General features: G+C 46.4%; 14 protein-coding genes. 7 read left to right on the top strand and 7 right to left on the bottom strand.

What is annotated here, in order from left to right:
- The 3 genes from Q0218_RS11940 to Q0218_RS11930 all read left to right on the top strand — a co-directional run.
- Positions 1-491: GyrI-like domain-containing protein (locus Q0218_RS11940; RefSeq protein WP_297969874.1), on the top strand; the 491-nt coding region annotated here is incomplete at its 5' end.
- A gap of 38 nt (positions 492-529) precedes the next feature.
- Entirely contained in the window at positions 530-721 is a 192-nt protein-coding gene (locus tag Q0218_RS11935) for a DpnD/PcfM family protein (RefSeq protein ID WP_297969872.1), read from the top strand.
- A gap of 7 nt (positions 722-728) precedes the next feature.
- A complete protein-coding gene (locus Q0218_RS11930; RefSeq protein WP_002950704.1) occupies positions 729-923 on the top strand; it encodes a DpnII family type II restriction endonuclease in 195 nt (64 codons plus the stop codon).
- On the opposite strand, the gene Q0218_RS11925 is transcribed toward Q0218_RS11930, so the two are convergent.
- Positions 879-1226, bottom strand: coding sequence for a DpnII family type II restriction endonuclease (locus tag Q0218_RS11925; protein ID WP_297969868.1), 348 nt, complete (start codon positions 1224-1226; stop codon positions 879-881). The two genes, Q0218_RS11930 and Q0218_RS11925, sit on opposite strands and share 45 nt — an antisense overlap.
- Here Q0218_RS11925 and Q0218_RS11920 point away from each other — a divergent pair.
- The 4 genes from Q0218_RS11920 to Q0218_RS11905 all read left to right on the top strand — a co-directional run bounded on the left by Q0218_RS11920 (position 1194) and on the right by Q0218_RS11905 (position 3977).
- Positions 1194-1550, top strand: a complete 357-nt coding sequence (locus Q0218_RS11920; protein WP_297969866.1) for a DpnII family type II restriction endonuclease — start codon at positions 1194-1196, stop codon at positions 1548-1550. The two genes, Q0218_RS11925 and Q0218_RS11920, sit on opposite strands and share 33 nt — an antisense overlap.
- Complete coding sequence (locus tag Q0218_RS11915; protein ID WP_297969863.1) at positions 1543-2340, top strand: site-specific DNA-methyltransferase; 798 nt, start codon at positions 1543-1545, stop codon at positions 2338-2340. The genes Q0218_RS11920 and Q0218_RS11915 overlap by 8 nt, the downstream gene beginning before the upstream one ends.
- Positions 2341-2371: 31 nt before the next feature.
- Positions 2372-3283 carry a DMT family transporter gene (locus tag Q0218_RS11910; RefSeq protein ID WP_297969861.1) on the top strand — a complete coding sequence of 304 codons (912 nt, stop codon included), beginning with the start codon at positions 2372-2374 and terminating at the stop codon, positions 3281-3283.
- Between the two features lie 271 nt (positions 3284-3554).
- On the top strand, positions 3555-3977 hold the full coding sequence (locus tag Q0218_RS11905) for a Sua5 YciO YrdC YwlC family protein (RefSeq protein WP_297969859.1): 423 nt from the start codon (positions 3555-3557) through the stop codon (positions 3975-3977).
- A 779-nt stretch (positions 3978-4756) separates the two neighbouring features.
- On the opposite strand, the gene Q0218_RS11900 is transcribed toward Q0218_RS11905, so the two are convergent.
- The 6 genes from Q0218_RS11900 to Q0218_RS11875 are packed head-to-tail and all read right to left on the bottom strand — an operon-like array spanning position 4757 to position 10793.
- Positions 4757-6634 (bottom strand): penicillin-binding protein 2, encoded by a 1878-nt coding sequence (locus Q0218_RS11900; protein WP_297969857.1) that lies wholly within the window; start codon positions 6632-6634, stop codon positions 4757-4759.
- Positions 6635-6637: 3 nt separating this feature from the next.
- Entirely contained in the window at positions 6638-6940 is a 303-nt protein-coding gene (gene fliE / locus Q0218_RS11895; RefSeq protein WP_297969854.1) for a flagellar hook-basal body complex protein FliE, read from the bottom strand.
- Positions 6941-6945: 5 nt separating this feature from the next.
- On the bottom strand, positions 6946-7443 hold the full coding sequence (gene flgC, locus Q0218_RS11890; protein ID WP_002946576.1) for a flagellar basal body rod protein FlgC: 498 nt from the start codon (positions 7441-7443) through the stop codon (positions 6946-6948).
- A 9-nt stretch (positions 7444-7452) separates the two neighbouring features.
- Entirely contained in the window at positions 7453-7890 is a 438-nt protein-coding gene (gene flgB, locus Q0218_RS11885) for a flagellar basal body rod protein FlgB (RefSeq protein ID WP_297969852.1), read from the bottom strand.
- 56 nt (positions 7891-7946) lie between these two features.
- A complete protein-coding gene (aat, locus tag Q0218_RS11880) occupies positions 7947-8606 on the bottom strand; it encodes a leucyl/phenylalanyl-tRNA--protein transferase (protein ID WP_297969851.1) in 660 nt (219 codons plus the stop codon).
- Between the two features lie 18 nt (positions 8607-8624).
- Positions 8625-10793 (bottom strand): AAA family ATPase, encoded by a 2169-nt coding sequence (locus Q0218_RS11875; protein ID WP_297969849.1) that lies wholly within the window; start codon positions 10791-10793, stop codon positions 8625-8627.
- Between the last annotated feature and the right edge of the window lie 150 nt (positions 10794-10943).

Here is a 10943-nt window from a genome sequence, read left to right as displayed (position 1 = left end):
AGGTGCTTTACGCCGTGAGTTACGCGCTAAAAATGAGCTACAAAACCGATTATAAAATAGATGGCTTTTTTGAATACGTCGTGCCGCCGTTAGAAGGATTTTGGCGGCAAAGCGGCTCGGCTTGCGGCGAGGCAGACTATGCTAGAAAGAGCGATTTTAGCTGGATTAGCGCGATCAGACTGCCTGGTTTTGTCACGCGAGAAAATTTCGACTGGGCGGTACGGCAGGCTGCTTCAAAAAAGAAGCTAGACTGCGGTATGGCGGAGTTTTTAAGGATTGACGAAGGTCTTTGCGTGCAAATTTTACATTTGGGCAGCTTTGACGATGAGCCTGGTAGCGTTGCTAAAATAGACGAGTTTATCGCCGCAAACGGCTATGCAAAGGACTTTGGCGAGCAAAGGACGCATCATGAAATCTACCTAAGCGACCCCAGAAAAATAGACCCGAAAAAATGCAAAACGATAATTAGACTGCCGATTAGAAAAATTTAGCGGACGATTGCGACAAGTGCAAAAATAAATGGAAAATAATGAAAGAATTTGAAGTAGAGATTATCGAAACTTCGGCGAGAAGGGTCGTTATTAAAGCAAGAAATAAAGAAGAAGCGTGTAAGATCGCCCGGGCGGCTTACGAAAATAGCGAGATCGTTTTAGGTGCGGAGGACTTCGTTTGTGCGGATTTTAAAACGACGATCGCGGACGAGCCGAAAACTGAAATTTAGGAATTTTATGGAACCAAATTTAACGAAATTCGATGACTTTTTACGCTCGCTTAGAAAGACGAACGCGAGCCTTGGCTACTTTACCGACTTTAACAAATGCGGCAAAAATCTAAAAGCCGTTTCTATCAAGCTTCATACGCTTGATTTTTTGCTCGGATCAAAAGATTTGAAAACCGATATTTTCACTCTTAAAATACTCTGAAATAGTTCGAGAGAAATTTACGCCCCCGTGATTTTTCCGCGCGTTCGTATCGAGTCCGACTTCCACACCAAACACGTAATCGTGCAAATTCTTTATCTTTGCGTCCATAAAAATTTTATCTAGTCCCGTTTCTTTGCAAAACTCGTAAATTTTTTCGGGACTTTCAAAATACGCTTTCAGCCTCGTTAGTTCGCCGCTTGCCGCGACTACGTCCGTATTTTTATCTCGAACGGCTATGAGCAAATTTAGCGTATCAAAGCACTCTTTATTTTGCTTAAAAAGAGTAAAAATATCGGCTTTCAAACCGAAGTTAGTAGTAAAAAATTCGCTCTAAATTTAGGAAGCGATCAAAAGATTTTTGATTTCGTTATAACCGTGGGCGGCGTAACATATCTGATAGAGGCGAATTTTTACAGCACGGGCGGCTCGAAGCTAAACGAGGTCGCAAGATCTTACATCGAAATAGCGCAAAAAATCTCGCTTTGCGGCGGATATAAATTCGTCTGGATAACGGACGGACAGGGCTGGCGTGCCGCTAAAAACAAGCTTGAAGAGGCCTACAAAAGCGTTAAAATTTATAATCTTTCTACGCTTCAATATTTCGTAAAAGAGCTTAAAAATGTTTAAGCTATCCGATGATTTTAAGCTTTTTAAAGGCGATTGTTTTGAGATTTTGCCTAAATTTAAGGGAGAGTTTGACCTCATTTTTGCCGATCCGCCGTATTTTCTCTCAAACGACGGACTTAGCATTCAAAGCGGAAAAATCGTAAGCGTAAATAAAGGCGATTGGGATAAAGGTTTCGGTATAGACGAGATAGATAAATTTAATATCAAATGGCTTGCTCTTGCCAAAGACGCCCTTACGGATAACGGCAGCGTAATGATAAGCGGAACGTATCACAATATTTTTTCGATCGGCCGGGCGCTGCAAAAGCTAGACTATAAAATTTTAAACATCATCACTTGGCAAAAGACCAACCCGCCGCCAAATTTCAGCTGCCGATACCTCACGCATAGCACCGAGCAAATAATTTGGGCAAGAAAAAGCGAGAAATTTAAGCATATTTTCAACTACGAACTGATGAAAAAGCTAAACGACGATAAGCAAATGAAAGACGTTTGGAGCTTTCCTGCGATAGCGCCGTGGGAAAAGGCTTGCGGTAAGCACCCTACACAAAAGCCACTTTCTCTTTTGATAAGGCTTATATTGATGGCGAGCAACGAAAATAGCGTGATTTGCAATCCGTTTGCCGGCTCTTCGACGACGGGTATCGCGGCGAATTTACTCGGGAGAAAATTCATCGGCATCGAAAAAGAGCGGGAATTTATAGAAATTTCTATAAACCGCAAAAGCGAACTCGACGCGAATTTCGATCTTTTTAGGCGTAGGATTTTGGATATAAATAAGTTAGATTGATTAGACCGAAATTTTTAGCTATAATCGCGCAATGAAAAATCTAGTAAAAAGCGAATTTTTTGGCGTTTTCATCACTCTTCTTGGCGGCGTATTATGGGGATTTAGCAGTGTTTGCGGGCAGTATCTGTTCACGCAAAAAGGCGTCAGCGCCGACTGGCTCGTACCCTACCGCCTGAGCCTTGCGGGGCTTGCGATGGTAGCGTATTACATCGCTCGCTCGCCGCGCCTAGCCTTTGCGCCGCTAAAAGATCGCGTGCTTTTGCCGCAGCTGCTCATCTACGCGTTTTTTGGGCTTATGATGACGCAGTATTCGTACTTTTGCGGTGTCGAGCTCTCAAACGCCGCCGTCGCGACCGTGATCCAGTACTCCGCCCCCGCGCTCATCCTTGCCGTCGTTTGCTTTTTGGAGCGGCGCGCGCCTAAAAAAGTCGAGCTCATCGCGCTCATTTTCGCGGTGCTGGGCGTCGTGCTGCTCGCCACCCACGGCGATCTTGGCTCGCTGGTTATCAGCGCGGAGGCGCTGGTTTGGTGCCTCGTTAGCGCGCTTGGCGTCGTGATTTATAGTCTCATCCCAACGAAGCTAAATCAAAAATACCCCGTCGCGCTAAATTTAGGCTGGGGCATGGTCATCGGCGGCGGCGCGCTCGCGCTTTACACGCGGGTTTGGCAGCTAGGCGGCGTGAGCGACGCGCAGGGCTTTGCGGCGCTTGCGACGGTGGTGATTTTGGGCACGATATGCGCGTTTAGCTTTTACATGACGGGGCTAAAGATAATAGGCGCGAGCAGGGCGAGCATGATCGCGTGCATCGAGCCCGTTAGCGCGGCGGCGTTTGCCTATTTTTGGCTGGGGACGGAGTTTGTGTTTCTTGATTTTGCGGGCTTTACGCTCATCATCTCGTGCATATTTTTGCTGGCCAGGGACGATAAAAGGCGTAAAATTTAACATGCCAAGGCGTAATCGCGTCAAATTTAATCAAATCATAAGCGCGTCCTTTTTTGCGAGAAGCAAAGGCTTGTTTTAAAAAGCTCGAAGAAGCAATTTTTGCAAGCGAGGCGGCTCGGGTGCGATTAAAACTAGGCTTGGCCTAAGTTTTAGATAAAATTAGGCGCTGATTTGCGACGTTTTTATGCGCTCGTTTCGGGCAAAAATCGTAGCAAAATTTGCGGTAAGCCGGACGTGAGCGACGTTTAAGAGATTAAATTTGGAGAAAAATATGATTTATTTGGCACAGACCGATACGACGGCGGGATTTTTGAGTAAAGATTTTCGCGAGATAAACGCACTCAAATGCCGAGCGGCGGATAAACCCTGCCTCATAACGACGGCGAAGCTTAGCGAACTAAAAAATCTCGCTCGCGTGCCCGCTAAATTTAAAAATTTAGTGCGCCGTGCTAGAAAAACGACGTTTTTGTATCCGAACACTAGAGCCGTGCGCGTCGTGAAAGAGTGCGCTCACGAGGAGTTTTTACGTAAATTTGACTGGCTCTACTCCAGTAGCGCAAATTTAAACGGACAAAACTTCGACGAAGAGTGGGCGAGAGCGGCGGCTGACGAGGTCGTGGATCAAAATTTCAGCCAAAACGCAAGTTCGAAAATCTATAAAATTTCAAAAACGAACTTAAAGCGCATAAGGTAGCTATCTGCTTGATAGCGTAGAGCGCGCGGGCGTGATACCCGAGTATGGAAATTTGGCTTATAGCGCGGCATTTATTTTGCAAACGAGCGGGCGATTTTAGCTTGATAAAATTGGCAAAATTAAAGCACAAGCCTATCAATCGGCCGAATTTAGCCCAGCCGTGCGCCTTTATGGGGTTAAATAAATCTTAAAATTTAGCGTGCCTAATACGCAAAATTTGTTTTATCTCGCATTCATGGGTTGATTTATCAGGCTTACGATCTTTTTAGACTTATCTTATAAAGATAAATGCGGCGCTTTTACGTCGCCGCCGTTTTGCATACGGTTTTAGGTGATATTAAAATACTTAACTTACAGCTAGTTTGTATCCATGGGCGCAAACGCAAAACGATCGCCGTGCCAAAGGGAGCATTTAGCCGTTTAAAGGTCATCGCGTGCTGGCAGCCGTTTTGCAAGCAAGCGGCGATTTGCGGCTAAATTTTTCTTGAAATACCGTGGTACGCCTAGCGCATAGCCGTTTTATCGTCTCAAAATATTTTTATAAATTTAGTAAATTTCGGATTTACTTTTGCGTAAATTTAAGTAGACGGCTTTTGCGTTTATACTAAGACGGCGCATTTTAGCTTATTTAGCAGAGTCGCAAACGTATGAAATTTTCTAGGTAGGGCGGGGTAGCATTAGCAGTAAATTTACAGAGATAAATACGAAAAACGCGGCGAAGCAAGTAAAAGCGTGGGTCTTTTGAAATACGCAGACGCGGCGCCTAGTTTCGCTCGCGATTATTTTTTGGCTTTAGTCGCGGTCTGTTTTTTATCCTGATTTGTCTGCACGGGTTGCTTTTGCGTCGCATTTGCAGTCGCTGCGATAGACTCGGGCGTAGTTGTCGTCTGCGGCGCGGTTAAATTTTCATCCGGTTTTAAAAACCCTTCCTCCACCATCAGCTCGACTGCCGCCCTAAATGTCGGTAGGGCGCTTTGTGCGCCGAAGTAATAATAAGGCTTTTTGGGCTCTCTGGTTAAAACGCCGATGGTATATGAGTTGCCGCGAGAGTCGTTAGCAAAGCCGAAAAACGATCCGTTGTAGGTATTGCCGTAGCCGCCCGTCGTCGCGATGTGCGCGGTTCCGGTTTTGCCGCCGATTTCTAGTCCTTCTATCTTGGCTCTTTTGCCCGTACCGATTTCTACGGTTCTTATGAGGATGCGTTTCATTCGCTCCGCGGCTTCTGCGGAAAGCACGGTAACGGGTTTGGGGTCGTTTACTACGTAGAATTTGCCGTCTTTATAAAGCGAGTCCACGACCTTTGGCGTTACCATTATGCCCTTATTGTTAAACACGTTATACGCCTTTAAAAGCTGGATAAAAGTAGCTTGCAAGCCGTATCCGTAGCTGATCGTAGCTTTATAAATTTGAGAATTTAGCTTGGCTACGGGCGGCATATTTCCGACTTGCTCGTATGGCATATCGATGCCTGTTTTTTGTGTGAAGCCAAAGCTTTGTAGTCCTGAGTAAATTTGAGCCCCGTCTAAGCGCTGGACTATTTGTATCATGCCGATATTTGAGCTATATACGATGATGTCCTCGGCCGTGAGGAAGGGCTCCGGGTGAGTGTCTTTTATCGTGCGTTTCCCTAGCTGATAGACGCCGTTGTAGGTGTTTATACGCTCTAGCGGATTGATCTTATCGTTTGCTAAAAGAACGGCGAATATAAACGGCTTAAAAACCGACCCGACCTCGTACGCGTACTCCGTAGCGGATGAATTTAAAAATTTATAATCTTGTTTTCTGATATTTGAAGGATCGTATCGCGACGTACTAGCAAGCGCTAGCAGGCCGCCGGTTTTTGAGTCCATGACGCCTACGATTATCTCTTTTGCGTTTAGAAATTCCTTCTTTTCATCGATGATTTGCTCGAGTCTAGTTTGAAATTTGAGCGAAGCATTTAGTATGACGTCGTAGCCGTCTACGCGGTTAGCTAAATTTGAATCGCTGGTTAAGATAATATTGCTTCCGATGTCTTTTGGGCCTAGCAGCTTGGCGTCTTGTATCGGCGAGATATAGTACTCATAGGCTTTTTCTACGCCTTTTACGCCTTGAGTTTTAGTTATACCGTCTTTTTCTATCTTTTTTACGTAGCCTATCATCGGCGTGAGCGCGTTTGCGGCTACGTATTGCCTACTTTCTCCGCTTTCTACGATATTCATACCGCGTAGCACGGCTACGCCAGTATTTGGGTCTTCGTAAGAGATAAAAATTTTCTTTTTGTACAGTTTTCTGGATAGCTCTTGTAGATACGCCGCGCCTCTAGCGTCGATTTTATAGGATAGCGTCACTGCACCCTTTGCTTGGTCTATGATTTTTCTAACGGATTTTTCATCGTCGCCGCTATATATGCAGTAGAGTCTTATAAACAAATCTTTTTTGTCGGGATCGATATTTCTAACGTCTAGCGTGACTTTGTATAGCTTTTGAGAGCCGGTCACGCTAAAGCCGTCTTTGGTTATGATGTTGCCGCGAAGAGCGGTATTTACTTCGCTGGTTTCAAGTTTAGGCAGGCGTCTTTCGATATTCGAGCGATAAAAAACAACCGCTAAAAATATACCGATAAGCCCTAAAATCAGCAGGAAAAGGCCGATAGTTTCAGATTTTCGCCGATTCAAGGGTTAAATTTGCGTTCTTGAGATTTCTTTATACGCGCTTAGAGCCTTATTGCGGATCTCTAGCATAAGCTTCATCGATGTATCGGCCTTGCCAATAGCGATAGCGGCTTGGTGCAGGTCTTTTACCTCGCCAGTCGCTAGGTCGGCGATAGCTTTGTCCGCGTTGATTTGTATCTCGTTTAGCTCTTTTAGCGAGCTATCTAGTACGTCGCCGAAATTTAGCTCGCCATTTTGGTTTTGCAGAGTATTTGCTTCTTTTTTTTCAAACGGCGAAGCAACCGAGCCGATTTTATCTATATTTGTCATAAAATTTAACCTTGTAATAATTCTAACGCGCTTTGAGCGATCGTTTTAGCCGATTGAAATGCCGAAACGTTTGCCTGATAGGCGCGCGTAGCTTCGATCAGATCCGCCATTTCGATGACGGGATTGATGTTTGGGTACGCTACGTAGCCCCTCGCGTCGGCGTCGGGGTGAGACGGATCGTATTTTAGCTTGAAGTCCTTGTCGTCGCGCACTATCTTGTCAACTACGACACTCATTATAGCAGGTTTTGCGTCTTTTGTATAGAATTTATCGTCTAGCGGATTTTCGTATTCGAGCAAGTTATGTTTTTTCGCCACTTCGTCGTTTAGTACGCTATCAAAATCAACCGCCTTAAATATCACCTCGCGGCGTCTATACGGTCCGCCTTCTGCCGTTCGCACGGTGTTTGCGTTGGCGATGTTGGAGCTAATGACGTTCATCCTAAAGCGCTGAGCGCTTAGTCCGTATCCGCTGATATCAAAGTCGCTTAAATAATTACTCATAATCTATCCTTAAATTTTGCTGCTAGCGTCGATAACGTTTTTAAATATCTGGCCGCTTTGCCTCATGGCGCGATCAAGCGCGGTTACCATTATCGCGTTTTTGCTAAGCTCGGTCGTCTCGACGTCTAGATCGACTGTGTTTGCGTCGTTTCGCGCCATGTGCCCGTCGCGTAAAAATATCGTCGCCCCGTTTGACGTCGGAAAATCCACGCGAGGGAAGTGCGCGCCGTCCGTTTGCGCGAGTTTTAAAATTTTATTTTCGTCTTTGCCGTATATTTCTTGCACCGTTTGCGACAAAGCAGCTTCAAACGCGATGTCGCGGGCTTTGTAAAAAGGCGTGTCTATGTTTGCTATGTTGCTAGAAATCATCTGCTGGCGTAAATTTCTGCTTGCCAGCGCGCTTTCTACGAGTGGTTTTGATTTTGAGGTTTGGATACCTGCGAACATTTTCTTGCCCTTTTTCTCTAAATTTTATGAGATAATAAGCAAAAGACGTTCCAAATTTAGGGTAAATTCTTAAATTCGCCAAACCCGCTAGGCAGCTTTTTTAGCTCGCTAAATTTGGCTAAAAACTCGCTTCGCTTCATCGCTTTTGCGCCCATAAATTTTAGATGTTCATTCATAATCTGGCAGTCGATGAGAAAATCAAACGGCTCTAAAGCGCGGCAAAGCGCGATGAGAGCGACCTTTGACGCGCCCGTTTTTAGGCTGATCATGCTTTCGCCGCAAAAGACTTTGCCGAAAATTTGCCCGTAAAGCCCGCCCGCTAGCTCGCCGTCCTCGTAAACCTCCACGCTGTGCGATATGCCTAGGCGGTGCAAATTTACGTATGCGCGCACGATATCTTCGCTTAGCCACGTGGGCCCCTTTTTTTCGCGCTCGCTTTTGCAGATTTTTATAAAATTTTCAAAGTCGTAGTCAAATCGTACTTCAAATTTTTTAAGCGCGGGTTTTATGCTTTTTTGCACGCGCACCTCGCTTGGAACTAGCACCGCGCGGGGGTCTGGCGACCACCAGTATATGGGCTCGCCGGGCAAAAACCATGGGAAAATGCCTTTGTCGTAAGCTTGCAAAAGAGCATCGGCGCTTAGGTCGCCGCCGACTGCTAAAGGCGAGTTTGCAGGAGCGTTTGCGGGGTCTGGGAAGTTATAAATTTTTTCCAAATTTGACCCCGCGTCCGCTTATTTTAGAGTTTCAAATTTAAACGCAAGCTCGCCGTTTTTTAGCGCGATATTTGCGACGCCGCCGTTTTTTAGCGCGCCGAAAAGTATCTCGTCGCTAAGTTTGGTCGAGATCTCGTCTTGCACTAGGCGTTTTAGATTTCGCGCGCCCAATTCCTTGCTATAGCCCTTTTGCCAGAGGTATTTTTTAGCTTCGGCGGAGGCTTTTATGGCGACTTTTTTCTCGGCGAGGCTTGAGTTTATTTCGTTAATGATTTTTTGCGCGATGAGACTTAGCGTGTCCTCGCTAAGGTCGTTAAAATGCACGATTTTATCGATGCGGTTGCGAAACTCGGGACTGAAAAACCCCTTTACCGCCGAGTCCGCTTTACCGCTCTCGTCTTTGCTAAAGCCAAGCGTCGGAGCCTCTTTTGAGCCCAAATTTGAGCTCATTATGATGACGGCGTTGCGAAAATCGCTCTTTGCGCCCGTGTTATCGGTGAGGCTCGCGCCGTCAAAAATTTGCAAAAAGACGTTTATCATCTCGTCGCTGGCCTTTTCGATCTCGTCAAACAAAATCACGCTATAAGGGTGCTTTTTAACGGCATTTGTGAGTATGCCACCCTCTTCAAAACCTACATATCCCGGAGGCGCGCCGATGAGACGCGATACGCTATGTTTTTCCATGTATTCGCTCATATCAAACCGCTCGAAATGTACGCCCAAATTTCGCGCTAGAGCCGCACTTAGCTCGCTTTTGCCCACGCCGCTTGAGCCTGTAAATAAAAACACTCCAACGGGCGCGTTTGGCTGTTTTAGCCCCGCATACGAGCGCTTGATCGCCGCTACTAGCGTATCTACGGCCTCGTCTTGGCCGAAAATTTCGGACTTTATCCTTTGGGCTAGGTTTTTCAAATTTGCTGCGGCATCTGATTTTAGATTCGTATCGGGGATATTTGCCATCTTGCTTAAAACCGCGCTTAGATCGGACATTTTTACGGTTTTGCTTCTGTTTTGTAGGGCTAAAGCCGCGCCGACCTCGTCGATGAGATCGATGGCGCTATCGGGCAAAAATCTATCGTTTAGGTACTTTTTGGCTAGCTCCACGCTTTTGGCTAAAATTTCGTCGCTAAATTTGACGCCGTGAAAGCTCTCGTATTTGGCGCGAAGCCCTTTTAGTATCTCGACGCTCTCGTCTGTGCTAGGCTCTACGACGTCAATTTTAGCAAATCTGCGTGAGAGGGCTTTTTCTTTTTCAAAAAAGCTGCGATACTCCGCGTAGGTCGTCGCTCCGATGCAGCGAAGCGAGCCGTTTGCGAGAGCCGGTTTTAGCAAATTTGACATATCAAGTCCGCCGCCGTTCGTGGCTCCCGCGCCCACGATCGTGTGGATCTCGTCGATAAAAACTATCGCGTCTTCTTGCTCGGCCACCTCGTCCATCACGTCTTTTAGGCGTTTTTCGAAGTCGCCGCGGTACTTCGTGCCCGCTATCATCGCGCCGATATCCAAGGCAAAAATTTGCGCTTGCTTTAGCCGCTGCGGCACCTCGCCGCTTGCGATTTTTAGCGCGAGCCCCTCGACTACGGCTGTTTTGCCCACGCCAGCTTCGCCTACTAGGATCGGATTATTTTTCTTGCGGCGGCTTAGGGTTTGCATTAGCCTTGCTAGCTCGTTTTCTCGCCCGATGATCGGATCGATCTTGCCCTGGGCGGCTAGTTTGGTTAAATTTGACGAGTATTTGGCAAGGTTTTGGAAGTTTTTAGCGCGAGCCTGCTTGTCGTCGTCTTTTGCGCGCTGTTTTATCTTTTGCGCATCGACGTCGTAAAATTCTAAAATTTTTGCCCCGTACGTATCGCCTCTGGCCGCGATTTTAAAAAGCAAATCCCTAATGCCGACGTTTTTGTCCTTTAGCTCGGCGTTTAGCTCCTTAAAAATTTGCTCCAAAAGCACTGTCATGCGCGGCTGTTTGTGGTGCGGGACTTGCTCGTTGGTTTGCAAAAGATAGTTTTTTAGATCGCTTTTTAGTCCCTCGACGTCGGTGAGTCCGGCGTCAGCTAGGATGTCTCTAGTCTCTTCGTTTAAATTTACCAGCACGAAAAGTACGTGCTCGCTCGTTAGATACTCGTGAAAATTCGAGTAGGCAAACTGCCCGGCCTTTTCTAAAAGATAGCTTAAATCCGAGTCAAACATTATTTCCTCCTCCTTGCGCCTTTTGTGCGCCCGTTTTTGCGGGCTACTCTTCCTCGATGACGGCTTTTAGCGGATAGCCTGCGGTGGCTGCGGCTTTTAGCGTCTCTCCTTGCTTAGTCTGGGCGATCTCTTTTGTGTAGACGCCCGCCA

Origin of the sequence: uncultured Campylobacter sp. (genome assembly GCF_938039245.1) — a bacterium.
GTDB lineage: Bacteria > Campylobacterota > Campylobacteria > Campylobacterales > Campylobacteraceae > Campylobacter_A.
The sequence above is the reverse complement of the archived record's forward strand: the minus strand, read 5'-3'. Positions and strand labels throughout refer to the sequence as shown.